Annotated in this window: 21 protein-coding genes; 10 read left to right on the top strand and 11 right to left on the bottom strand. The window is 70.7% G+C overall.

Annotation, left to right across the window (positions count from 1 at the left end; all coding sequences use genetic code 11):
• Window positions 1-7 precede the first annotated feature (7 nt).
• The 9 genes from ACTJKJ_RS19665 (at window position 8) to ACTJKJ_RS19625 (ending at window position 10,139) form a co-directional block, all read left to right on the top strand.
• A complete protein-coding gene (locus ACTJKJ_RS19665; protein WP_440821460.1) occupies window positions 8-832 on the top strand; it encodes a WecB/TagA/CpsF family glycosyltransferase in 825 nt (274 codons plus the stop codon).
• Between the two features lie 86 nt (window positions 833-918).
• Window positions 919-2,055, top strand: a complete 1,137-nt coding sequence (locus tag ACTJKJ_RS19660; RefSeq protein WP_440821459.1) for a polysaccharide pyruvyl transferase family protein — start codon at window positions 919-921, stop codon at window positions 2,053-2,055.
• Window positions 2,055-3,083, top strand: a complete 1,029-nt coding sequence (locus ACTJKJ_RS19655; RefSeq protein WP_440821458.1) for a glycosyltransferase family 2 protein — start codon at window positions 2,055-2,057, stop codon at window positions 3,081-3,083. Before ACTJKJ_RS19660 ends, ACTJKJ_RS19655 begins: the two co-directional genes overlap by 1 nt.
• 1 nt (window position 3,084) lies before the next feature.
• Window positions 3,085-4,602: a lipopolysaccharide biosynthesis protein gene (locus ACTJKJ_RS19650; protein ID WP_297386122.1), complete on the top strand. Its 1,518-nt coding sequence runs from the start codon at window positions 3,085-3,087 to the stop codon at window positions 4,600-4,602.
• A gap of 22 nt (window positions 4,603-4,624) precedes the next feature.
• A complete protein-coding gene (locus tag ACTJKJ_RS19645; RefSeq protein ID WP_440821457.1) occupies window positions 4,625-5,185 on the top strand; it encodes an acyltransferase in 561 nt (186 codons plus the stop codon).
• A gap of 28 nt (window positions 5,186-5,213) precedes the next feature.
• Window positions 5,214-6,362: an acyltransferase family protein gene (locus tag ACTJKJ_RS19640; protein WP_297386118.1), complete on the top strand. Its 1,149-nt coding sequence runs from the start codon at window positions 5,214-5,216 to the stop codon at window positions 6,360-6,362.
• A 258-nt stretch (window positions 6,363-6,620) separates the two neighbouring features.
• Window positions 6,621-7,646, top strand: coding sequence for a glycosyltransferase family 2 protein (locus ACTJKJ_RS19635; protein ID WP_440821456.1), 1,026 nt, complete (start codon window positions 6,621-6,623; stop codon window positions 7,644-7,646).
• 85 nt (window positions 7,647-7,731) lie between these two features.
• On the top strand, window positions 7,732-8,739 hold the full coding sequence (locus ACTJKJ_RS19630; protein ID WP_440821455.1) for an NAD-dependent epimerase: 1,008 nt from the start codon (window positions 7,732-7,734) through the stop codon (window positions 8,737-8,739).
• Between the two features lie 56 nt (window positions 8,740-8,795).
• Entirely contained in the window at window positions 8,796-10,139 is a 1,344-nt protein-coding gene (locus ACTJKJ_RS19625; RefSeq protein WP_297386112.1) for a UDP-glucose dehydrogenase family protein, read from the top strand.
• On the opposite strand, the gene ACTJKJ_RS19620 is transcribed toward ACTJKJ_RS19625, so the two are convergent.
• Window positions 10,140-11,771: an Atrophin-1 multi-domain protein gene (locus tag ACTJKJ_RS19620; RefSeq protein WP_440821454.1), complete on the bottom strand. Its 1,632-nt coding sequence runs from the start codon at window positions 11,769-11,771 to the stop codon at window positions 10,140-10,142.
• Window positions 11,772-12,365: 594 nt separating this feature from the next.
• On the opposite strand from ACTJKJ_RS19620, the gene kdsA reads away from it, so the two are divergent.
• Window positions 12,366-13,205: a 3-deoxy-8-phosphooctulonate synthase gene (kdsA, locus tag ACTJKJ_RS19615; RefSeq protein WP_183489734.1), complete on the top strand. Its 840-nt coding sequence runs from the start codon at window positions 12,366-12,368 to the stop codon at window positions 13,203-13,205.
• A 36-nt stretch (window positions 13,206-13,241) separates the two neighbouring features.
• On the opposite strand, the gene ACTJKJ_RS19610 is transcribed toward kdsA, so the two are convergent.
• The 10 genes from ACTJKJ_RS19610 to ACTJKJ_RS19565 all read right to left on the bottom strand — a co-directional run bounded on the left by ACTJKJ_RS19610 (window position 13,242) and on the right by ACTJKJ_RS19565 (window position 24,480).
• Window positions 13,242-14,480, bottom strand: coding sequence for an acyltransferase family protein (locus ACTJKJ_RS19610; RefSeq protein ID WP_440821453.1), 1,239 nt, complete (start codon window positions 14,478-14,480; stop codon window positions 13,242-13,244).
• A gap of 132 nt (window positions 14,481-14,612) precedes the next feature.
• Window positions 14,613-15,770 (bottom strand): non-hydrolyzing UDP-N-acetylglucosamine 2-epimerase, encoded by a 1,158-nt coding sequence (wecB, locus tag ACTJKJ_RS19605; RefSeq protein ID WP_440821452.1) that lies wholly within the window; start codon window positions 15,768-15,770, stop codon window positions 14,613-14,615.
• 7 nt (window positions 15,771-15,777) lie between these two features.
• Window positions 15,778-16,329, bottom strand: a complete 552-nt coding sequence (gene rfbC / locus ACTJKJ_RS19600; protein WP_297386101.1) for a dTDP-4-dehydrorhamnose 3,5-epimerase — start codon at window positions 16,327-16,329, stop codon at window positions 15,778-15,780.
• Complete coding sequence (gene rfbA / locus ACTJKJ_RS19595; protein WP_440821451.1) at window positions 16,329-17,219, bottom strand: glucose-1-phosphate thymidylyltransferase RfbA; 891 nt, start codon at window positions 17,217-17,219, stop codon at window positions 16,329-16,331. Before rfbA ends, rfbC begins: the two co-directional genes overlap by 1 nt.
• Window positions 17,220-17,233: 14 nt before the next feature.
• On the bottom strand, window positions 17,234-18,115 hold the full coding sequence (gene rfbD, locus ACTJKJ_RS19590) for a dTDP-4-dehydrorhamnose reductase (protein WP_297386097.1): 882 nt from the start codon (window positions 18,113-18,115) through the stop codon (window positions 17,234-17,236).
• Between the two features lie 21 nt (window positions 18,116-18,136).
• Window positions 18,137-19,195, bottom strand: coding sequence for a dTDP-glucose 4,6-dehydratase (rfbB, locus tag ACTJKJ_RS19585; protein ID WP_440821450.1), 1,059 nt, complete (start codon window positions 19,193-19,195; stop codon window positions 18,137-18,139).
• 82 nt (window positions 19,196-19,277) lie between these two features.
• A complete protein-coding gene (locus ACTJKJ_RS19580) occupies window positions 19,278-20,558 on the bottom strand; it encodes a nucleotide sugar dehydrogenase (protein WP_440821449.1) in 1,281 nt (426 codons plus the stop codon).
• Between the two features lie 189 nt (window positions 20,559-20,747).
• Window positions 20,748-22,157, bottom strand: coding sequence for a mannose-1-phosphate guanylyltransferase/mannose-6-phosphate isomerase (locus ACTJKJ_RS19575; RefSeq protein ID WP_297389800.1), 1,410 nt, complete (start codon window positions 22,155-22,157; stop codon window positions 20,748-20,750).
• A 121-nt stretch (window positions 22,158-22,278) separates the two neighbouring features.
• Window positions 22,279-23,301 (bottom strand): UDP-glucose 4-epimerase GalE, encoded by a 1,023-nt coding sequence (gene galE, locus ACTJKJ_RS19570; RefSeq protein ID WP_297389794.1) that lies wholly within the window; start codon window positions 23,299-23,301, stop codon window positions 22,279-22,281.
• 12 nt (window positions 23,302-23,313) lie between these two features.
• The gene (locus ACTJKJ_RS19565) at window positions 23,314-24,480 is read right to left on the bottom strand and encodes a hypothetical protein (protein ID WP_440821448.1); all 1,167 of its coding nucleotides are present in this window, start codon (window positions 24,478-24,480) and stop codon (window positions 23,314-23,316) included.
• Between the last annotated feature and the right edge of the window lie 8 nt (window positions 24,481-24,488).

The following is a 24,488-nucleotide window of genomic DNA, read 5'->3' as shown; positions in this document are numbered from 1 at the left end:
CATGAGCATGACCCCGATCCCGCCGGGCGCCGGCCCCGCGCCGACCGAGACGGCTGTGACGACGCTGCCCACCATCCAGGTCGACGGCCTGCCCTTCGTCGCCAGCACGGTGCCGAAGCTGACCGGCCACATCGTGGCCGAGGCCGCCGCCGGCCGCGGCGGCTGGGTGGTGACGCCCAACATCGACATCCTGCGGCGCTGGCGTGTCGAGCCAGCCTTCCGCGCGCTGGTGTCGGACGCCACCATCTTCACCGCCGACGGCCGCCCCATCGTCTGGGCCAGCCAGCTGCAGGGCACGCCGCTGCCGGCGCGGCTGACCGGCTCCGACCTGTTCGTCGCGCTGATGGCCGCCGCCGCCGGCGCGGGGCTGCGCATCGCGCTGATCGGCGGCAACGAGGGCACGGCCGAGGCCGCCGCCGCGCGCCTGATCCCGGAGGCGGTGGCCGCGGGCCGGGTGCGCACGCTGTGCCCGCCCTTCGGCTTCGAGCAGCAGCCGCAGGAGATGGCGCGGCTGGAGACGCTGCTCACCGGCTGGCAGCCGCAGATCGTGTTCATCGGGCTGGGCTCGCCCAAGCAGGAGAAGCTGATCGCGCGGCTGCGTGCGCTGGCGCCGCGGGCCTGGTACCTGGGCGTGGGCGTGAGCTTCAGCTTCGTCGCCGGCGACGTGAAGCGCGCGCCCGGCTGGATGCAGCGCAGCGGCCTGGAATGGGTGCACCGCCTGGTCCAGGAGCCCGGCCGGCTGGCGCGCCGCTACCTGGTGGACGGCATTCCGTTCGCCGCCGGCCTGCTGTGGCGCTCGGCCAGCCGGCGCGGACGCGATCCCGTCGTCTGAGCGCGGGCCGCGCCCCTGCCGATTTCCCAAGCCGCCGCCGTGCTCCCCGGGCGGCTTCCGACCTGCTTCCTTTCTCCGGATTCCGCATGACCGACTTCCTGTTCAACGGCTATTACGGCTACCGCAACACCGGCGACGACGTGTTCTGCGTCGTGGCCGACTGGGGCAGCCGCAAGTACTGGGGCGCCCGCGACCTGGCCTTCGTCGCCACCGAGCTGCCGGTGCTGAGCCAGCCGGCGCAGGCGATCATCCCGACCGAACGCCGCTACCCGGGCCAGCAGACGCTGTCGCGCACGCTGTCCGGGCTGGGCGCGCGGCACATGGTGTATTTCGGCGGCTCGACGCTGCACTCGCCGCAGGAGCTGTGGGTCAACCTGCTGCGCCAGTCGCTGGTGCAGAAGGTGGGCCGCAAGTCGATCGCGGCGGCCGGGGTGTCGGTGGGGCCGTTCAAGTCGACCGAGGGCGAGCGCGAGATCCGCAAGCTGATCGGCGAGATGAGCTACATCGCGGTGCGCGACCGCGCCTCGTTCGAGATCGTCAAGGCGATGAACGTGGACACGCCGGTGATCCAGGCCTTCGATCCGGCGCTGCTGATGCTGGACGTGATGAAGGACGCGCCCGCGCCGGCGCTGCCGGAGCGGCCCGCCGGCCGACCGGTGATCGGCGTCAGTGTCTGCAATGTCGAGCGCTACTACGGCAACGGCAATCTGGAGAACGAGCGCCGTCGCGTGGACTCGGTCAAGGCGACCGTGAAGGCGCTGGCGCAGGAGGGCTTCGCGCTGCGCTTCTTCGTGTTCAACGGCCATGCGGCCTCGGGCGACGATGCGGTCACCGACGAGGTGATCGCGTCGCTGGACGGCTACCCGCATGTGGAGCGCCTGGCCTACGACCCCGATCCGAAGCGGGTGTATGCCGAGCTGGCGCGCTGCGACGCGATCTTCGGCGTGCGGCTGCATGCCTGCATCCTGGCCTACACCGCGGGCGTGCCCTTCATCCTGGTCGAGTACCACCGCAAGTGTGGCGATTTCCTGGACGAGATCGGCTACCGGCCCGAAGGGCGGGTCGGCGACGCGAGCGCCGATCCGGTCGAGGCCGCGCGGCGCGTGGCGAAGCTGGCCGTCGGCGGCCGGGCGGCGCCGCCCTGGACCCGCTCGATCGAGGACTCCTGCGAGATGGCGCGGCTGAACTTCACCGCCGCCCCGTACAGCGAGGGTCGCCGCTGATGTCCGTCACGACGCTGATGAATGCCGCTTCCACCGACGACCGCCCGCGCGTCTCCGTCGTCATCCCGCTCTACAACAAGGAAGGGCAGATCCAGCGCGCGCTCGCGTCGGTGCTGGGCCAGTCCTTCCAGGACTTCGAGATCGTCGTGATCGACGACGGTTCCAAGGACCGCGGCGCCGAGCTGGTCGCGGCTCAGACCGATCCGCGCATCCGCCTGTACCGCCAGCCCAACGGCGGCGTGTCGGTGGCGCGCAATCGCGGCGTCGAGCTGGCGCGCGCGGACGTGGTGGCCTTTCTCGATGGCGACGACGCCTGGTATCCCGACCACCTCGAGCGGATCTGGCAATTGCGCGCCGCGTATCCGGGCACGGTGGCCTGGGCGATGAACTACCACGTGGTGGACCTGGACGGCGGCCTGACGCCCGGCGTGCAGTGCGTGACCGAGCCGCGGGTGGTGCTGACGCCGGAGAACTTCTTCCGCATCGCGCGGCATGGCACGCCGGTGTTCTCGTCGGCGGTGGCGGTGGACCGCGACGCGCTGCGGCGGGTGGGTGGGTTCCCGGCCGGCGTGCGGCTGGGGGAGGACCTGGACACCTGGATCCGGCTGCTGTTCTCGGGCCCGATCGCCTTCGACGCGCGGCCCGGCGCCTTCTATCACGCCGACGGCGACGACCGCGCGCTGCTGCGCAACCCGCCGCCGGCGCGCTACGTGTTCTTCGACACCGACGAGGCCTGGATGCGCGCGCATCCCGAGGCGACGCAGGTGGCGCAGGACATCGAGGCCTTCCACGACTTCTTCCGGCTGGCGCATGCGCATCACCAGATCAAGTGGGGCGACAAGGCGGCGGGCCGGGCCGTGCTCAAGAGCTGCCGCACGCGCGCCTTCGCGGCCGAGCGCGACCGGCTGCTGCGCATGAGCCTGCTGCCGCAGCCGCTGTACCGCGCGCTGGGCCGGCTGCAGGCGACGCTGCGGCGGCGCGGCGCGGCGACCGGTGCGGCGCCTTCGGCGCAAGCCTCGCGGGGCTGACGTGGGGCAGGGCAAGCTCGGGGCCAACCTGGTCAGCAACGTCGCGTTCTTCGCGCTGAACATCGTCGTCTCGCTGTGGCTGGTGTCCTACCTGGTGCGCCAGCTGGGCGTGGCCGCCTACGGCCTGGTGCCGCTGGCGGTGACGGTGGCCGGCTACTTCAACGTCATCACCGCCGGCCTGAACGCGGCGGTGGGGCGGCATCTCACGGTGGCGATGAGTGGCGGCGATGACGCGCGAGCCAATGGCATCTTCAACTCCTCGCTGTGGGCCGCGGCGCTGGTCGGGCTGCTGATGTGCGTGCTGGGCCTGCCGCTGCTCACCCACATCGCGCGCTGGATCGAGGTGCCGGCCGGCTGGGAGCGGGACGCCGGTTGGCTGTTCTTCCTGACCGTCGGCGGCCTGGCGGTGACCACGCTGGGCACGCCCTTCCAGTCCGTCGTCTACAGCCGCAACCGCTTCGACCTGCAGAACCTGGGCAACATCCTCGGGCTGGTGGCGCGCGTGGTCGTCGTCGTCGCGCTGTTCCAGCTGACGGCGCCCCGGCTCTGGCATGTGGGCGCGAGCGTGCTGTGCGCCGCGCTGGCCACGATCGCGGTGGTGATCGCCGCCTCGCGCCGCCTCGCGCCGGCGCTGCGGCCGCGGCTGGACGGCTTCTCCTGGCCGATGGTCAAGGAGATCGGCGGCACCGGCGGTTGGGTGTTCATCAGCCAGATCGGCACGCTGCTGCTGATCAACATCGACCTGCTGGTGGCCAACAAGGTAGTCGGCGCGGCGGCCGGCGGCCAGTACGCGCTGGTGCTGCAGTGGTCGATGCTGCTGCGCAACTTCGCGCTGGTGGTGTCCGGCGTGTTCGGACCGACCATCCTGACGCTGCACGCCCAGGGACGGCTCGACGAGATGATCGACTACGCCCGCGCCTCGGTGCGCCACCTGGGGTTGGTGATGGCGATCCCGATCGGCATCGTCTGCGGCTTCTCGGAATCGATCCTGCAAGTGTGGCTGGGACCGGCGTTCGCGCCGCTGTGGGGTGTGATGGTGCTGGCCACCGCCCATCTGGCGCTCAACCTCGCCTACCTGCCGCTGCACAACGTCAGCCTGGCCACCAACCATGTCAAGGTGCCCGGCATCCTCCAGGTGGTGGCGGGCGTGGTGAACCTGGCGCTGGCCATCGCGATGGCGCGCGCCTGGGGGTTGTACGGGATCGCGATCGCCGGCGGGCTGGTGCTGCTGCTGCGCAACCTGGTCTTCACGCCGCTGTACGCGGCCCACATCCTGTCGCGGCCGTGGTGGACTTTCGCTCGCGAGGCGCTGCCCATCCTGGCCCTGGCCACCCTGGTGTTCGCGGCCGCGCTGGCGGTGTCACGCTGGGCTACGCCCGGCTCCTGGCCAGCGCTGGCCCTGTGCGCCGGCGCGGTGGGCGTTGGCGGCGCGCTGCTGCTGTGGACGCTGTTCCTGCGCCGGGAGGACCGCGCGGCGGTGATGGGCAAGGTCCGCGGCAAGCTGCAGCGAGCGGGATGAACGGACAACGGAGATCGATGCGATGGGAAGGCTCTCGACACTGGTGCGACGGTTGCTGGGACGACCGGCGCGAGAGGTCGCGTTCAAGGCGCGCGGCGAGGGCTGCGGCATCGCTGGCGGCAACGAGTTCGTGTTCCCCGAGCGCATCACGCTCGGGCATCACGTCCACATCGAAGGCAAGGGCTACTTCAACGGACAGGGCGGGCTGAACATCGGCGACCACGTCATCTTCGCGCCCGGCGTAGCGGTGATGACCTCGATGCATCGCTACAAGGACGCGACGATGGTGCCTTACGACGAGGTCGACCTGCTGCGTCCGGTGACCATCGAGCGCTTCGTCTGGGTCGGCATGCGCGCGATGATCCTGCCCGGCGTGACGCTGCGCGAGGGCACCATCGTCGGCGCCGGCGCCGTCGTCACCAAGTCCCATCCGCCGGGCGCGATCCTGGGCGGCAACCCGGCCGTGCAGATCGGCACGCGCGACATGGTCGCCTTCCGGAAGATGGTCGACGAGGGCCGGCATTACCTGGCGCTCAAGCAGGCGCAGGGCCTGCGCAAGCGCGAAGTGCTGGACGCGCGCTGAGGCGGTCCGACGACACGAGCAGTACCCGATGGCCACGACTCCAGAGACCTCCGCGGCCGTCCCCTCGACCGCCGCCCTGGCCGCCTCCCCGGCCGCGACGACCGGAACGAGCGCGAGCCGCGGCGCGGCCGCCCGCTCCGACTGGATCGACATCGCCAAGGGCATCGGCATCCTGCTGGTGGTCTACGGCCATGTGGCGCGCGGCCTGGTGAACGGCGGCGTCCCGCTGGACCGCGCCTGGTTCACCGCGCTGGACACGGCGATCTACGCCTTCCACATGCCGCTGTTCTTCCTGCTGTCGGGCTGGTTCTTCGTCGGCTCGCTGACGCGGCGCGGCCCGCGCGACTACCTCGCCACGCGCGTGGCGACGGTGCTTTATCCCTATGTCCTGTGGTCGCTGCTGCAGGGCGGCATCGAGCTGCTGCTGTCGCGCTGGACCAGCCAGCCGCTGGCGCTGGCCGACGTGCTCGCGCTGGGCTGGGCGCCGCGGGCGCAGTTCTGGTTCCTCTATGCGCTGTTCCTCATCAGCCTGATTGCGCTGGTGATGTGTGCACGCCATCCCAGGGCCGGCGTGGGCGCGCTGGTCCTGACCGGCGCGCTGCTGCTGGCGGCCCAGCCGCGGGACTGGCCGATGCCGGCGGCGCTGGTGGCCAGCCATCTGCTCCACTTCGCCGTCGGCGCCTGGCTCGGCGCCCGCCGGGACACGCCCGCCACGGTGTCGCGGATCGCGCTCGCCGGCGTGCTGGTCGGGGCCGGCGCGCTCCTGGCGCTGCAGCCGCTGGGCGCCGAGTGGCCCAAGCTGCTCCGGCTCGCGGCAGCGCTACTCGGCGTGGCCCTGGTCGCGGGCCTGGCGCTGGCGCTCGCCGCGCGTGGATGGGGCCATCGGCTGGCGGCGCTGGGGCGAGCCTCGATGGCGGTCTTCCTCGCCCACATCCTGGTGGCCAGCGGCACCCGCATCGTGCTGGTCAAGGTGCTGGGCATCACCAGCCCCTCGATGCACCTCGTGGCCGGCATGGTCGCCGGCACGCTGCTGCCGTGGTGGCTGTGGCGGGCCGTGCAGGGGCGCGCCGGGATGGCGCTCTTCGAGTTGCCGCCGGCCTGGCGGCTGCGGCTGGCGGGCCAAGCGCCGCCGCGACAGGAATCCGCAGCGGCCGCGCCCGTGTCCGCTGAACGCTGAACGCCGGGGCTGCGGTCCGGGGTCCGCAGCTGCGGGCAGAGCGGCGCGCATCGCGCTGAGGACGCCGTACGCCGAGCCGTCCTTCGGGGACAGCGCCGGCATGACGCCGAGTTGGTGCGGCGTTAACATTTTTGGTGCGTTTGGCGTACGTCCTGGCACCACAGCGGGGCGATATCCCCTCCCGTGGCTGTACGGGGAGCGCCAACCCCCACCGGGCTCACGGGCTCCCGGTCGCGCTCCACCGCCACCGAGACCGCCATGGCCGCCACGTCCGATCACCCGCGACTGTCCGTCGTCATCCCCCTCTACAACAAGGCCGGGCAGATCGCCCGGGCGCTCGATTCAGTGCGCGCCCAGACGGTGCGCGACATCGAGGTCATCGTCGTCGACGACGGCTCCACCGACGGCGGCGCCGACATCGTGCAGGCCTGTGGCGACGCGCGCGTGCGGCTGCACCGCCAGCCCAACGGCGGCGTCTCGGCGGCGCGCAACCAGGGCGTGGCGCTGTCGCGTTGCCCGCTGGTGGCCTTCCTCGACGCCGACGACGCCTGGCATCCCGACCACCTGGAGCGCCTGTGGCGCCTGCGCCTGGCCCATCCGGGCGCGGTCGGCTGGGCCACCAACTACGAGATCGTCGAGCCCGACGGCCGGCGCACGCCTGGCGTGCGCTCGGAAACCGCGCCCCACGTCGTGCTGACGCCGGAGAACTTCTACCGGATCGCGCTGCAGGGCTCGCCCGTCTGTTCCTCGGCGGTGATGGTGGACAAGGAAGCGCTGCTGGAAGTCGGCGGCTTCCCGGTCGGCGTCCGCCTGGGCGAGGACCTCGACACCTGGATCCGGCTGCTGTTCGCCGGCCCCATCGTGTTCGATCCCCAGCCCGGCGCCTGCTATCACGCCGACGGCGACGACCGGGCGCTGGTGCGCCATGCGCCGCCGGCCCGGTACGTCTTCTTCGACACCGGCGAGGCCTGGCGCCGCGCCCATCCGCAGGCGACGCAGGTCGGCCGGGACATGGAGGAGTTCCACAACTTCTTCCGCATCTCGCACGCGCATCACCAGATCAAGTGGGGCGACAAGGCCGCGGGCCGCGCGGTGCTCAAGGCCTGCGACACCCGCGCGTTCGCCGACGAGCGCCGCCGGCTGCTGCGGATGAGCCTGCTGCCGCAGTGGGCCTACCAGGGCCTGACGCGCCTGAAGCGGGCGCTGCGCCCGCCGCCGCCAGCGCCGGCGCCGCTCCCCCCGGAGCCGGGCGCCACCGCCCCGGCCTCCCGCGCCTACCCCTGACTGAGCGGGGCCCCGGACTCGGCAGCGTCACTCGCCTGGGTGAGAATCGGCGCCGTTCGCAACGCCTCACCCCCGGGGAGCAGGTTTGAAAGTTCTCGTCACCGGCGCCGCCGGCTTCATCGGCATGCACGTGAGCCAGATCCTGCTGGCCCGCGGCGACCAGGTCGTCGGCCTGGACAACCTCAACGACTACTACGACCCGACGCTCAAGGAGGCCCGGCTGGCGCGCCTGAGCGGCCACCCCGGTTTCAGCTTCGTGCGCATGGACGTGGCGGACCGCGCCGGCATCGCCGCGCTGTTCGAGCAGCAGCGCTTCGACCGCGTCGTGCACCTGGCCGCGCAGGCCGGCGTGCGCTACTCGCTGGTCAACCCGCATGCCTACATCGACGCCAACATCGTCGGCTTCACCAACATCCTCGAGGGCTGCCGCCACACCGGCGTGCAGCACCTGGCCTACGCGTCCAGCTCCAGCGTCTACGGCGGCAACACCCACATGCCGTTCAGCGAGCATCACGGCGTGGACCATCCGGTCAGCCTGTACGCCGCGACCAAGAAGGCCAACGAGCTGATGGCGCACACCTACAGTCACCTCTTCGGCCTGCCGACCACCGGCCTGCGCTTCTTCACCGTCTACGGGCCGTGGGGCCGGCCCGACATGGCGCTGTTCCTGTTCACCAAGGCCATCCTCGCCGGCGAGCCGATCAAGGTCTTCAACCACGGGAAGATGATCCGCGACTTCACCTACATCGACGACATCGCCGAGGGCGTGGTGCGGGTGCTGGACCGCGCCGCGACGGCCGACCCTTCCTATGACCCGGCGAGCGCCGACCCGGCGCGCTCGAATGCGCCCTATCGCGTCTTCAACATCGGCAACCACGACCCGATCCCGCTGATGGACTTCATCGGCGCGATCGAGCAGGCGGTCGGCCGCGAAGCGGTCAAGGAGCTGCTGCCGCTGCAGGACGGCGACGTGCCGGCCACGCATGCGGACGTCGAGGAACTGGCCGCCTGGACCGGTTTCCGCCCGGCCATGCCGGTGCCCGAGGGCATCCGCCGCTTCGTCGCCTGGTACCGCGACTACTACAAGGTCTGAGGACCGCCGTCCGGCCGCGCGCCGGACCGCCAACGCATCCGAGCTGGAGAGAACGAATGAAAGTGACGACCATCGGCACCGGCTACGTCGGCCTCGTGACCGGCGCCTGCCTGGCCGAGATGGGCAACCACGTGGTGTGCCTCGATGTGAATCCGGAGAAGATCCGCGTGCTCAACGAGGGCGGCATCCCCATCCATGAGCCGGGCCTGGACGCGGTCGTGGCGCGCAACCGCGCCGCCGGCCGGCTGCAGTTCACCACCGACGTGGACGCCGCCGTCGCGCACGGCACGCTGCTGTTCATCGCGGTGGGCACGCCGCCGGGCGAGGACGGCTCGGCCGACCTGCAGTACGTGCTGGCCGCGGCGCGCTCGATCGGCGAGCGCATGACCGACTACAAGGTCGTCGTCGACAAGAGCACCGTGCCGGTGGGCACCGCCGACAAGGTCCGCGCCGAGATCGCGCGGGCGCTGCAGGCGCGAGGTTCGGACGTGAACTTCGCGGTGGTCTCCAACCCCGAGTTCCTCAAGGAGGGCGCGGCGCTGGAGGACTTCATGAAGCCGGACCGCATCATCGTCGGCTCCGACGACGAGCAGGCCACGCTGATGATGCGCGCGCTGTATGCGCCCTTCACCCGCAGCCACGACCGGCTGATGGTGATGGACGTCAAGAGCGCCGAGTTCACCAAGTACGCCGCCAACGCGATGCTGGCCACCCGCATCAGCTTCATGAACGAGCTGGCGCTGCTGGCCGAGAAGGTCGGCGCCGACATCGAGCTGGTGCGCCGCGGCATCGGCTCCGATCCGCGCATCGGCTACCAGTTCCTGTACGCGGGCGCCGGCTATGGCGGCTCGTGCTTCCCGAAGGATGTCAAGGCGCTGGTGCGCACCGGCCGCGAGCACGGCCAGGACCTGAAGGTGCTGAACGCCGTCGAGGAAGCCAACGATCGCCAGAAGCTGGTGCTGGTCGACAAGGTGGTGGCGCGCTTCGGCGAAGACCTGACGGGCCGGCGCTTCGCGCTGTGGGGCCTGGCCTTCAAGCCCAACACCGACGACATGCGCGAGGCGCCGTCGCTGGTGGTGGTGGAGGAACTGGCGCGGCGCGGCGCCGCGGTGGCGGCCTACGACCCGGTCGCGATGGGCGAGGCCGCCAAGCTGCTGAGCCAGGTGCCCGGCGTCAGCTTCTGCGAGCGCGCCGAGCACGCGCTGAGCGGCTCGGACGCGTTGATCGTCATCACCGAGTGGAAGGAGTTCCGCACGCCGGACTTCGACCGCATCAGGAGCGACCTCAAGCAGCCGGTGGTCTTCGACGGCCGCAACCTGTACGAGCCGGCGACGATGGCGATGCTGGGCCTGGAGCATCACGCCATCGGCCGCGGCACGGCGCCGCGGCCGACCGCCTGATCATCCGGCGCAGACGCTGCCCGCCGGGCCGCCGGTCTTGACCAGCGTCGGGCGCACGACCGACTCGACGTTGTCCACGCCGCTGCGGGCCCAGGTGGTGACCTTGAAGCTGGCCACGTTGGGCCACACCAGGGTGGTGGACTGGCCGTCGGTCAGATAGCCGCTGTCGTACAGGGTGGCGCCGCTGGTCTTGTCGCTGACGACCATCCGGAACGAGGCGCCGCCGCTGGCGTCGACGTCCAGCCGGAAGGTGTCGCCCGCCACCGGCGTGGCCCAGGTGACCGGGTTCATCGCGCGGCCGGTGGCATTGGCCTGCTCGATCAGCGTCGTCGTGGCGGGGAACACCAGCGCCTGGCGCCAGGTGTCGAACTCGCCGCTGACGGTGCCCTTGGTGCGCCACCAGGCGCCGCGCATCGACAGCAGGTTCAGCGCGGTGCTGGTCACCGTGGACGAAGCGGCGCCGTTGCCGTCGACCCAGCCCGCGGCGTCTTGCAGCGGGCGCAGCGCGGCGCGGATCAGGTTGAGGTCGTTGGCGGTGGCATTGCTCCAGCCGTTGCGATGCAGCTTGAAGTCGGCGCCGATCTCGACGTAGACGACGAAGGGCGTGCCGGTGTTGCGGTCCACCACGTAGGCGCCGTAGGCCTTGAGCGTCTCGGCGACCTTGCGCAGCTCGGGCGTGGCCAGGGCCTGCGCGTTGAAGCTGGCCGGCAGCATCATCAGCGCGCCCATCGGGATCTGGCCGCTGTTGGTCGTGCCCGCATTGCTGTCGGCCGAGGTGGCCGGGAAGCGGTAGGTCGGGGCGGCGCTCAGGCCGGTGGCATCCAGCGACATCGCCAGCGCGTGGCGGAACATGGTGTCGCCGTCATTGGCCTCGGCGACGCGGATCAGACCGCCCAGCGTCGAGACGCCCGCGGCGCGCGCGCCCTGGTAGTAGTGCGAGGGGTCGCCCATGCCCCGGCCGGCCAGCGGCGTCCAGGCGTACTGCTTGGCGACCCAGGCGCCGTTGACCTGCTTCAGGCCCCAGAACGAGTGGACGATGCCGGTGGTCGTGTCGACCACCTCGGCATGGCCGTCGGTGCCGGTGGCCGGCGTGGTCTCGGCCGGCCAGTGCGCGATCGTGACGCTCGGGCGGTAGACCTCGCTGTCCGGATCCCAGACGCCCTGCGTGGTGGCGCCGGTCACCACCATCGGCGGATCCTCGGCGGTGCCCTCGAAGGCGGCGCTCGACCAGGCGCCGGCGGCGACGGTCGGGGTGTAGAGGGCGGTCGGGATGGTCGCGCTGCCCAGAACCGGCGACACCGGGCGGCTGTTCCACGGCGAATCCGGGCTGAACGGGCGCTGGAAGCTGCCGAAGTTGCCCGACGTGCAGGCGGCGGTCGCGGAGGCACGGGCGATGGTGTCGGCGGCCAGGACGGCGACACCGGCGACGGCCTCGCTGGCCGGCGAGGCGGGCGTCGTGGCGACCGAGACCGGGGTGGAGGCGGCGGTCGGCGGCGTCTCCAGGGCCAGCGGCGCGACGCCGGCGGCGCTGCTGCCGCCCCCGCCGCCGCAACCGGCCAGCAGCAGGCTGGCGGCGAGCGCGCAGGCGTTCAGGCCGGCGGAGATTCCAAAGGAAGAAGAGGTTTTCGTCATGGTGTTTCGAACTGCTGAAAATGCGCGGAGCGCGTTGACGAGTAAATGCCGGCGATCTCTTCTTCTTGTGCGCCGACGCTGCGTATCGCAGCCTTCGGCGGGACTCTTGTTACTGGATGTTGGCACCGCGGAAACTGACTGCTTCATTCCCGCCCCGTGGAGCAGGTGTTGCGGCCATGACTCAGTATGCGGAGTCCTATGGGCTCATTTCCAGCGCAGAGGCCGGCCGCGCGGAGGTGATTCCGGGAATATTGGGCAGCCGCGGTGAGGTACTCTTTGAAACATCCAGGTCAAGGATTGACAACCTGACGGATGTCTCGGATCGAGGGGTTATTGCCCGTCGTTACATACCCGTCCTCGAGCCCGAGATACTCGGGTTCGATATTCGAAACAAAACATCGGACGTCGCACGAAACTCGGGAAGGCAAGCCGCTGAAGGCCGTGTCAGCCGATTCCCGACGGGCCCTCGACGGGTGGGCGGGCCGGTCGATGCCGGCCCCTCAACGAGGGGGACGAGGCGGCCGGGGGGGCGGCCGGTCGCCAAAGGGGCCTATGGGATACTCCGCGCCTTCGCCTCAGGGAATCGGAATCGAGATGGTCAAGATCAATGACATCGTGGTCGACAACGCCCGGCCGTTCGTGCTGTTCGGCGGTGTCAACGTGCTGGAGTCGGAGCAGTTCGCGGTCGACGTGTGCGGCGAATACCTGCGCGTGACCCGGGAACTGGGCATTCCCTACGTCTTCAAGGCGTCCTTCGACAAGGCCAACCGGTCCTCGATCAAGAGCTACCGCGGCCCGGGCCTGGACGCCGGCCTGAAGATCTTCGAGGCGGTCAAGAAGGCGCATGGCGTCGCGGTGCTGACCGACGTGCACGAACCCCACCAGGCGGCCGAGGTGGCCGCCGTCTGCGACGTGCTGCAACTGCCGGCCTTCCTGGCCCGCCAGACCGACCTGGTGATCGCGCTCGCGAAGACCGGCCGGGTGATCAACATCAAGAAGCCGCAGTTCGTCAGCCCGCCGCAGATGAAGAACATCGTCGAGAAGTTCGAGGAAGGCGGCAATCCGAACGTGATGCTGTGCGACCGCGGCGCCCAGTTCGGCTACGACAACCTGGTCGTGGACATGCTGGGCTTCGGCGTGATGAAGCAGGTCAGCGGCGGCAAGCCGGTGATCTTCGACGTGACCCATGCGCTGCAGCAGCGCGAGTCCGGCGCCGCCGCCTCGGGCGGCCGCCGCGGCCAGGTGACCGAGCTGGCCCGCGCCGGCATGGCGATCGGCCTGGCCGGCCTGTTCCTGGAGGCCCATCCCGAGCCCGAGAAGGCGCTGTGCGACGGCCCCAGCGCGCTGCGGCTGTCGCAGCTCAAGCCCTTTCTGGAGCAGGTCAAGGCGATCGACGACCTGGTCAAGGGCTTCCCGGTCCTGGACACCCACTGACCGCCGCGGCCCCCGGCCGCGTGGGCCGGCGCCGGATCAAGCGCCGGATCGGGCGCGGCCCGGCGCGGGCGTGACCGGGCGCTCGCCCTGGGGGGCGGGCGTGCGGCCGTTGAAGAGCAGCCGCATGAGGGCGAAGGGCCGCACCAGCCAGCGGTGGATCGCCAGGCTCAGCGCCAGCGTGGCCAGCGCGATGATCGGGAACTTGACCGCCGCCGGCCAATCGAGCGGCAGCAGCAGCAGCGCCAGCGCCACCACCAGCAGGTGGTGGACGAGGAAGATCGTGTAGCTCGCCTCGGCGAGCATGCGGCCGAGCCAGCCGCGCGGGCCGGTGCGCCAGCGCGCCAGCGCGCCCACGGCGGCCCCGGTCGCGATCCAGATGCCCAGCAGTTCCACCGCCAGTGCCGCCTCGCGGGCCAGCGGATGCGGCAGCGTGGCGCTGGCCGCGTCGCCCCAGTTGGCCGCGAAGGCGGCCACCGGCAGCAGCCAGAGCGGCGTCGACAGCCACGCCCGCAGCCAGGCCGGGCGATGCCACAGCGCCAGGCCGGCGAGGAACAGCGGCGCGTAGAAGGCCAGGTTGAACAGCGTCAGGTCGCCCGGGCCGGCCTCGTAGGCGATGCCGGTCAGCCGGACGGCGAGGATCAAGGCATGGCCCAGCAGCGCGCCGGCCAGCGCCACCGACAGCCAGTGCGCCGGCCCGGCGTCGCCGGCACGCGCGAGCCAGGCGGCGAAGCGCCCGGGGCTGCGGGCGGCGGTCCGGGCGGCGCGGCGATGCCGGCCCTGGGCGATGGCCCAGGCGGCGAGCACCAGCAGGTTCAGCACCAGCAGGTCGCGCAGGAACCAGAGGTGGAACACCGGGGCGGCCAGGCCGTCCAGCGCCGCCCAGGGATCGGCGCCCCGTTGCCAGGCGAGCAGTGCCTGCTGCGCGCCGTTGAGCAGCAGCCAGCAGCTCAGCAGCGGCACCCCCAGGCGCAGCAGCTGGCGCACGAGCAGGTCGGGCGTGGCGTGGCGGCGCAGGCTGCCGGCGAAGAGCAGGCCCGACAGCAGGAAGAAGCCGGGCACCCGGAAGCTGTGGATCAGCGCGACCAGGGCGTCGAAGAAAGCGCTGCGGTGGCTGTCGGCGACCAGCCAGTCGCCCGAGGTGATGAAGACATCCGCGGTGTGCAGGGCGATGCCCAGGACCATCAGCGTCGCGCGGGTCCTGTCGAGGTCCAGATCCGCTGCGCCGGCGATGCCGGGGCGGTGCGCCTCCCCGGTGGAGGCGGTTGAAACATCCATGGCGATCTCCCTCTGCCCATGCCCGGCGCTTCTCTGAGCGCGTGAGGCCGCAACTGTACGCCCGCGACCCCGCCCGGCTTCACGCCAGCGTGACAACTTCCGGTGGCAGACCCCCGGAACGCGGGGGGAGGCTCAGCGGAGCAGATCCGTCGCCAGGCGCTCGACGATGCGCGCGGCCGACCGGCCGTCCCACAGCGGGGGGCGGCGCACCGGGGCGGTGCCCGTGCCGGCGGCGTCGAGCTCGTCCAGTCGCTGCCCTGCCAGCGCCAGGACGCGCGCGGCGTCGGTGCCGGCGATGCGGTTGGTGCCCAGGTCCACCGTCACCGGCCGCTCGGTGTTGTCGCGCACGGTGAGGCAGGGGATGCCCAGCGCGGTGGTTTCCTCCTGCAGGCCGCCGCTGTCGGTGAGTACCAGCGCGGCGCGGCGCCACAGCGCCAGGAAGGGACGGTAAGGCAGCGGCGGCAGCAGGTGCAGGCCCGGCGTGGGCGCCAGGCCCAGCGCCGCCAGCCGGTCGCGGGTGCGCGGATGGACCGGGAAGAGCAGCGGCAGCCGCCCGGCGAGCGTGCCCAGCGCGCCCATCAGTGCCGCGAGCTGGGCCGGCTCGTCGACGTTGGACGGCCGGTGCAGCGTGACCACGCCGAAACGGCCAGCGATCGCATGCCGGGCGCCGGCCGCGTCGAGCGCGGCGAGCGCCGCGGCCTCGGCGGCCCGGGCCGGGGCGTCGCCGGCCTCCAGGCGGTCGAGCTGGAACAGCAGGTTGTCGACCATCACATGGCCGACCTCGACGATGCGGGTGTCGGGATGGCCTTCGCGGCGCAGGTGGGCGGCGGCGCTCGGCTCGGTCGTGAAGAGCCAGTCCGCGATCGCGTCGGTGGCGCGACGGTTGATCTCTTCCGGCATGGTCATGTCGCCGCTGCGCAGGCCGGCCTCGACATGCGCCACCGGCACGCCGAGCTTGCGGGCCGCCAGCGCGCTGGCGAGCGTCGAGTCGACATCGCCGACGACGACGCAGGCCGCGGGCCGGTCGGCCAGCAGGTGCGGCTCATAGGCCTGCAGGATGGCGGCCGTCAGCCGCGCGTGGCCGCCGCCGTGGCAGTCCAGCGAGACGTCCGGCGGCGGCAGCCCGAGCTCGTCGAAGAAGACACCGCTCATCGCGGCGTCGTGGTGCTGGCCGGTGTGGATCAGCTTCCAGTCGAGCCGGCCGTCCGCGCGCAGCGCCCGCACCAGCGGCGCGAGCTTCATGAAGTTGGGTCGCGCGCCCGCGATCAGGTGCAGCAGCGGCGCGGCCATCGGCGGGTCAGTCGAAGGACTTCGCGTCGGCGAGCAGCGGCGCCTTCGCGTCCTTCTCGGCGAGCTTGAACTCGACGCCGAGCGTCGGCCAGTCGATGCCGATGGCCGGATCGTCCCAGCGCACCGAGCCCTCGGCCTGCGGCGCGTAGAGGTCGGTGGTCTTGTAGAGGAAGTCGGCGGTCTCGCTCAGCACCAGGAAGCCGTGGGCGAAGCCCGGCGGGATCCAGAGCTGGCGGTGGTTCTCGCCGGTGAGCTCGACGCCGGCCCACTTGCCGAAGTTGGGGCTGGAGCGGCGCATGTCGACGGCCACGTCGAACACCGCGCCGGCGGTGCAGCGCACCAGCTTGCCCTGCGCATGCGGCGGCAGCTGGAAGTGCAGGCCGCGCAGCACGCCCTGGCTGGAGCGCGAATGATTGTCCTGCACGAAGCGCACGTCGTAGCCGCAGGCGGCGTTGAACTTCGGCTCGGTCCAGCTCTCCATGAAGAAGCCACGCGCATCGCCGAAGACCTTCGGCTCGATGATCAGCACCTCGGGCAGCGCGGTCGGGATCACATTCATCAGAACACCTGTTCGTTGAGCACCTGCTTCAGGTACTGGCCATATCCGTTCTTGAGCATCGGCTGCGCCAGCTTCTCCAGCTGCTCGGCCGTGATCCAGCCCTTGCGGTAGGCGATCTCCTCCGGGCAGGCGGCCTTCAGGCCCTGGCGCTTCTCCAGCGTCGCGATGAACTGGCCGGCTTCCATCAGGCTGTCATGCGTGCCGGTGTCCAGCCAGGCGTACCCGCGGCCCATGATCTCGACGCGCAGCTGCTGCTGCGCGAGGTAGCGGGCGTTGACGTCGGTGATCTCGAGCTCGCCGCGCGGGCTGGGCTTGATGTCGGCGGCGATGTCGCAGACCTGGCGGTCGTAGAAGTACAGGCCGGTCACCGCGTAGTTGCTCTTGGGCGCCTTGGGCTTTTCCTCGATGCTGACCGCGCGCTGGGCGGCGTCGAACTCGACCACGCCATAACGCTCCGGATCGTGCACGTGGTAGGCGAAGACGGTGGCGCCGTCGGTCTGCGCATCGGCGCTGTCCAGCAGGCCGGCGAAGTCGTGGCCGTAGAAGATGTTGTCGCCCAGCACCAGCGCGCTGGGCGCGCCGCCGATGAAGTCCTTGCCGAGCACGAAGGCCTGCGCCAGGCCGTCCGGGCTGGGTTGCACGCAGTACTGGAGGTTCAGGCCCCAGCGCGCGCCGTCGCCCAGCAGGGCTTCGAAGCGCGGCAGGTCCTGCGGCGTGCTGATCAGCAGGATGTCGCGCATGCCCGCCAGCATCAGCGTGCTGAGCGGGTAATAGACCATCGGCTTGTCGTAGACCGGCAGCAGCTGCTTGCTGATGGCCAGCGTCGCCGGGTGCAGCCGGGTGCCGGAACCGCCGGCCAGGATGATGCCCTTGCGGGGGGTGTTGCTCATCGCGGTCTCTCCGATCACAGGATTTCTTCGAGCAGGCGGTCGACGCCGACCTGCCAGTGCGGCAGCACCAGCCCGAAGCGGTCCTGCAGCTTGTGGTTGTCCAGGCGCGAGTTCAGCGGGCGCGGCGCCGGCGTCGGATAGGCGCTGCTGGGCAGCGCCTCGACCTGCTCGGGCTGCACCTTCAGCGCCAGTCCCTTGTCGCGGGCGCGGCCGAGCACATGCCGGGCGTAGGCATGCCAGCTGGTCTCGCCGCTCGCCACGGCGTGGTAGATGCCGCACAGCGCGCGGTCCCGCAGCGTGGTGCGGACCAGGTGGGCGGTGACATCGGCCAGCAGGTCCGCGCCGGTGGGCGCGCCGATCTGGTCGGCGACGACCTTGAGCTGCTCGCGCTCGGCCGCCAGCCGCAGCATGGTCTTGGCGAAGTTGCCGCCGCGCGCCGCGTAGACCCAGCTGGTGCGCAGCACCAGCGCATCGGCGCCGCTCGCGGCGATGCGCTGCTCGCCCTCGAGCTTGGTCTTGCCGTAGACGCTCAGCGGGCCGGTGGGCGCGTCCTCGAAGCGCCAGTCCGAGCCGGCACCATCGAAGACGTAGTCCGTCGAGTAATGGACCAGCAGCGCGCCCCGGGCCTTGGCCTCCTCGGCCAGCACGCCGGGGGCCAGCGCGTTGATCTGGCGCGCGGCCTCGGGCTCGCTCTCGGCCTTGTCGACGGCGGTGTAGGCCGCGGCATTGACGATCACGTCGGGCGCCACGCGGCGCAGCGTGGCGCGCAGCGCCTCGCTGTCGCCGAGGTCGCCGCCCTCATGGCGGTCCAGCGCGACCAACTCGCCCAGCGGGGCGAGCGCGCGTTGCAGTTCCCAGCCGAGCTGGCCGTTCTTTCCGAGCAGCAGAATCTTCATGCCGATGTCCTGCCCGGGCGCTCAGGCGCCGTATTGCTTCGAGACCCACTCGCGGTACGCGCCCGAGAGCACGCGCGAGGCCCAGTCCTCGTTGGCCAGGTACCACTGCACCGTCTTGCGGATGCCGGTCTCGAAGGTCTCGGCGGGGCGCCAGCCCAGGTCGCGCTCGATCTTGCGGGCGTCGATCGCGTAGCGGCGGTCGTGGCCGGGGCGGTCCTTCACGTAGGTGATGAGCCGCGAGTAGGGGCCGGCGGGATCGGGGCGCAGTTCGTCGAGCAGGGCGCACACCGTCTTCACGATGTCGATGTTGGCCTTCTCGTTCCAGCCGCCGATGTTGTAGGTCTCGCCCAGCGTGCCGCCGGCCAGCACCGCGCGGATGCCCGAGCAGTGGTCGGTGACGTAGAGCCAGTCGCGGATCTGCTGGCCGTCGCCGTACACCGGCAGCGGCTTGCCGGCCAGCGCGTTGACGATCATCAGCGGGATCAGCTTCTCGGGGAAGTGATACGGCCCGTAGTTGTTGGAGCAGTTGGTCGTCACCACCGGCAGGCCGTAGGTGTGGTGCCAGGCGCGGACCAGGTGGTCGCTGGCCGCCTTGGAGGCCGAGTACGGGCTGTTGGGCTCGTAGGGATTCGTCTCGGCGAAGGGCGGGTCCTCGGCCTTCAGCGAGCCGTAGACCTCGTCGGTGGAGACGTGATGGAAGCGGAAGGCCGCCTTGGCCTCGCCCTCCAGCGCGCTCCAGTAGCCGCGCGCGGCCTCCAGCAGCGTGAAGGTGCCCTCGACATTGGTGCGCATGAAGGCGCCGGGGCCGTGGATGGAGCGGTCGACGTGGGACTCGGCCGCGAAGTGCACGATCGCGCGCGGGCGGTGCTTGGCCAGCAGCTGGTCGACGAGCGCGCGGTCGCAGATGTCGCCCTTGACGAAGACATGGCGCGCGTCGTCCTTCAGCGAGGCCAGGTTCTCGAGGTTGCCCGCGTAGGTGAGGGCGTCCAGGTTCACGACCGGCTCGTCCGAGGTCTTGAACCAGTCGAGCACGAAATTGCTGCCGATGAATCCGGCACCGCCGGTGACGAGGATCGTCATGGAACTTCCCTGAAATGTCTTTGGGGGCCCCGAGGCCCCGGTCCGGCGCGGCGCATCGAGGGGGTCGACGCGCCGTCCGTGCTTACAGCCGCCAGACCTTGAGGCCGGCGGCGCGCAAATTGTCGCTGCTAAAGGCAGCCTTCACGTCGATGAAGGCGCCGCCCGGGACGACCTTGGCGGCGAGCGCCTGCGCGCCCAGGGCCTTGTATTCGCGGTGCGCCACCGCCGCGACGATGGCATCGGCGCGGGGCAGGGTGTCGAAGGCGTGCAGCCGCACGCCGTATTCATGCATGGCTTCGTCAGCCTCGGCCGCCGGGTCGGTGACGAAGACCTCCACGCCGTAGGTCTTGAGCTCGCGGATGATGTCGATCACCTTGGAGTTGCGCAGGTCGCCGCAGTCCTCCTTGAAGGTCAGGCCCAGCACGTTGACCTTGGCCCCCTTGATCGGCGAGCCCGCGGCGATCATCTGCTTGATGGTCTGCTCGGCGATGAACTTGCCCATGCCGTCGTTGATGCGCCGGCCCGCCAGGATGACCTGCGGGTGGTAGCCCAGCATGTCGGCCTTGTGCGTGAGGTAGTAGGGGTCCACGCCGATGCAGTGGCCGCCGACCAGGCCCGGCTTGAACTTCAGGAAGTTCCACTTCGTGCCGGCGGCCTCCAGCACCTCGGAGGTGTCCAGGCCCAGACGCTCGAAGATGATCGCCAGCTCGTTCATCAGCGCGATGTTCAGGTCGCGCTGGGTGTTCTCGATGACCTTGGCCGCCTCGGCCGTCTTGATGCTGGAGGCGCGGTGCACGCCCGGCACGATGATGCGCTCGTAGGTCCTGGCGACGATCTCCAGTGTCTCGGGCGTGTCGCCGGAGACGATCTTGAGGATCTTCGTCAGCGTGTGGTCCTTGTCGCCCGGATTGATCCGCTCGGGGCTGTAGCCGACGAAGAAGTCCTGCTTCCACTTGAAGCCGGATTCGCGCTCCAGCACCGGGATGCAGACCTCCTCGGTCGCACCGGGATAGACGGTCGATTCGTACACGACGACCGCGCCGCGCTTCATGTGCCGGCCCACGCTGGTGGACGAGCCGACCAGCGGCCGGAAGTCGGGGATCTTGGCCTCGTCCACCGGCGTGGGCACGGCCACGATGATGACGTCGGCCTCGGCCAGGCAGGCCGGGTCGCTGTGGTATTCGGCGTGGACGGCGGCGCGGACTTCCTCGTCGCTCAGTTCGCGCGAGGGGTCGGTGCCGGCGCGGCATTTCTCGACCTTGTCCACCGCGATGTCGAAGCCGATCGTGCGGCCGTGCTTGCCGAACTCGACCACCAGCGGCAGTCCCACATATCCCAATCCGACGACGGCAATCACGGACACGGCCTTCTCCTGTAGCGGCGTTGCGCTCTGAACTCTTGTGAACGGGGCTGAATGCGCGGAACGCCCGGGCGTTGCCGACCGGGCGTTCGTGGATTCCCTCTCAGGACGGCTTTGTATCCGACTTTCGCCCGGCTGCCGACCCGGGCCCCCTGGGTGGTGGGGGCTCCCCCGTTGCGGGGGAGGCCGGCCTCAGTTCCGGCCGTAGGTGTCCTGGTAGCGCACGATGTCGTCCTCGCCCAGGTAGGAGCCGGACTGGACCTCGATGATCTCCAGCGGCACCTTGCCCGGGTTGGACAGGCGGTGCACCTGGCCCAGCGGGATGTAGGTCGACTGGTTCTCGGTCAGCAGCAAGGTCTTGTCGCCGTTGACGATCTCGGCGGTGCCCTGCACCACGATCCAGTGTTCGGCGCGGTGGTGGTGCATCTGCAGGCTCAGCGAGGCGCCGGGCTTGACCATGATGCGCTTGACCTGGAAGCGCTCGCCCATGTCGATGCTGTCGTACCAGCCCCAGGGGCGGTGCACCTTGCGATGCAGGTTCTGCTCGTCGCGCTGGGCGGCGGTCAACTGGCTGACGATCTTCTTGACGTCCTGGCTCTTGCTGCGGTCCGCGACCAGCACCGCGTCCGGCGTTTCGACGACGACGATGTTGTCCAGCCCCACCGCCGAGACCAGCCGGCTGGTCGCATGCACCAGCGTGTTGCGGCTGTCCGCGATGATCGCGTCGCCGCGGCTGGCGTTGCCGGCGGCATCCTTCTCCGCCACCTGCCAGACCGCTTCCCAGGCGCCCAGGTCGTTCCATCCGGCGTCCAGCGGCACCATGCGCAGCGCGACCGGGCTGCCGGGGCAGCGCTCCATCACGGCGTAGTCGATCGATTCCGACGGCACGGCCGCGAAGGCGTCCTTGGCCGGGCGCACGAAGGGACCGTCCACCGCCTTGCCGCCGAAGGCCACGCGCGTGGCCTGGTCGATGTCGGGGCGGAACTGCTGCAGCGCCTTCAGCCAGACGCTGGCGCGCAGCACGAACATGCCGCTGTTCCAGTAGTAGCCGCCCTGGTCGACGTACTTCTGCGCGGTCGCGGCATCGGGCTTCTCGACGAAGGCCTCGACGCGCAGGCCGGTGCCTTCGGCGCCGGCGCGGATGTAGCCGTAGCCGGTCTCGGGCCGGTCGGGCGTGATGCCGAGGATGACGATGGCGCCGCCGCTGGCCTGGCGCACCGCGTCCTGCAGCGCGGCGGTGAAGGCCGGGCCGTCGGTGACCGTCTGGTCGGCCGGCGTGACGACCAGCACCGGGTCCTCGCCGCCTTCCAGCGCCTGCAGCGCCGCCAGCGTGATCGCCGGCGCGGTGTTGCGGCCGACCGGCTCCAGCAGGACGGCGCTGGGCGCGAGCCGCTGCTCGCGCAGCTGGTCCAGCACCATGAAGCGGTGTTCCTCGTTGCCGACGACGATCGGCGGCTTCACCGCGATGTCCTCGGCACCGAGCGTGGCCAGGCGGTCCGCGGCCTGCTGGAACAGGCTGGTGTTGCCGTTCAGCACCAGGAACTGCTTGGGATAACCGGCGCGGGACAGCGGCCACAGCCGCGTGCCGCTGCCGCCCGCCATGATCACCGGTTGCGTGTCGATCTTGCTCAAGGTACTGCTCCCTCTGGAACTGGCGCCCCTTGCATGTCGATGCGGGGCTGTGGATTCGAAAAATGGGTCGGAAGTGTCGCAGAGCCGCGCATCAACCCTCGAAACCGTTCGGATTGGACGATTGCCAGCGCCAGCTGTCCTCGCACATGCGCTGCAGGTCGAAGCGGGCGCTCCAGCCCAGCTTCTCGCGCGCCAGCGCCGGATCGGCGTAGCAGGCGGCGACGTCGCCCGGGCGGCGGGCGACGATCTCGTAGGGGATCTCGCGGCCGCTGGCCTTGGCGAAGGCGTTCACCAGTTCCAGCACGCTGTAGCCGCGGCCGGTGCCCAGGTTGACCCAGATCGACTCCTGGCCGCGCAGCAGGAAGTTCAGCGCCGCCACATGGCCCTCGGCCAGGTCGACGACGTGGATGTAGTCGCGCACGCCGGTGCCGTCGGGGGTGTCGTAGTCGTTGCCGAAGATCGACAGCTTGGCGCGCCGGCCCACCGCCACCTGCGTGACGTAGGGCATCAGGTTGTTGGGGATGCCGCGCGGGTCCTCGCCGATGCGGCCGCTCTCGTGCGCGCCCACCGGGTTGAAGTAGCGCAGGCAGGCGGTCTGCCATTGCGGGTCCGAGGCGCCTAGGTCGCGCAGGATGCCTTCGCCGATCAGCTTGGTCGCGCCGTAGGGGTTGACCGCCATCAGCTCGGCGTCCTCGCGCAGCGGCAGCGACCTGGGCTGGCCGTACACGGTGGCGCTGGAGGAGAAGACGATGCGCTTGCAGTCATGCCGGCGCATCGCTTCGCAGACCGTCAGCAGCCCGTCCAGGTTGTTGCGGTAGTAGCTCAGCGGCTTGGCGGTGGACTCGCCGACCGCCTTGAAGGCGGCGAAGTGCACCACCGCGGCCGGCTTGTATTCGTTGAACACCGCGTCCAGCGCCGCGCCGTCGCAGACGTCGAGCTTCTCGAACAGCGGGGTCTGGCCGCTCAGCTCGGCCAGACGATCCAGCACCTTGGGCGAGCTGTTGCTGAAGTTGTCCACGCCGACGACGCGGTAGCCGGCCGCCAGCAGCGCGAGCCAGGTGTGGGAGGCGATGTAGCCGGTCGCGCCGGTCAGCAGGATGGTGTCGTTGGCCATGGAGTGGGAGCGTCAGCGGATCATGCCTTGCACGTAGCAGCCGGCGGTGTAGGCGTTGTAGGAATAGAGGACGTTGCTCGTGTCGCGGTCCAGGCGTGTGTATTGGCACCCGACCGTGACGTTGCGCAGCGCCTCCCAGGCCAGGCCCAGGCTGTACTGCTTGGAGTTGTCCTTGGGGCCGGCGCCGGGCAATGCGATGTTCTGGTCGCGGCTCAGGCGGGTGATGCCCACCCCGGCCGTCGCGGTGAGCTTGCCGGTGAGGCGGTAGCTCAGGTTGGCCTGCACCGCGGTCTGCACGCGGTTGAAGTCGGCCAGGCCGTTGTTGATGCCCAGGTAGTAGGTCTCGACGCCGGTGTCGCGGGACAGCTTGGTGTTCAGCACCCAGCGGCCGCCGGGCGCCCAGGTCCAGCTCAGCGCGCCGGTCACGCCGGTGAACGAGTCGGAGCTGCTGTGGCTCAGGCGCGCGTTCAGGCTGCTGGAGCCGGTGGCGCGCCACAGCGCGGTCAGGTCGACGTCCTTGCGATCCCACTCGAAACCGTTCACCGGCACGCGGCCCTTGGTGTAGCGACTCGCCACGCCGAAGCGCCAGGCGCTGCTGGCGTTGTAGAGCAGGCCCAGCGACGAGGTGTTCTGGCGGTACTCCTGCGTGGCCCACTGGGCCAGCGAGTAATCGCGCTCGCGGCGGCTGAAGGTGCCTTCGATGATGAACGGCGAGAGATTGGGCAGGCCCAGCCGCACGCTGCCGCCCAGGCTGCGGTCCGTCTGCAGGTTGCGCTCGGTCGTCGGGGCGATGCCGGTGTTGCTGTTGAAGTCGGCCAGCGTGCGGGCGGTGGTGTAGTCCAGCGTGCCCGAGAGGTTGCCGGCGGTTTCCCAGTCCACGCCGGCGTCGATGTTGTAGCCGCGGTTGTCCAGCCGGCTGTTGTCCTCGTAGCGGGTGTCGTTGAAGCGGGCGTCGGCGTGCAGCCGCTGCCGACCCAGCCGCGTGTCCGCGCCGGCCAGCAGGCTCAGCGAGGTCAGCCGGTCGCTGCTTTCGGCGGCATTCGAGCGGAAGACGTTGTCCGTGTAGTAATGGCCCAGCGAGGCGCCCAGGTACCAGGGACTGCCCTGGTCGCTCTGGGCCCAGCAGGAGGCGGACGCGAGCAGGGCGAAGGGCAGCGACAGTCGGTGGAGGCGGTTCATCGTGGGAA

Source organism: Roseateles sp. 22389 (assembly GCF_052044995.1).
Classification (GTDB): Bacteria; Pseudomonadota; Gammaproteobacteria; order Burkholderiales; family Burkholderiaceae_C; genus Roseateles.
Note: the sequence above shows the minus strand (reverse complement) of the source record. Positions and strands in the feature narration are given on the sequence as shown.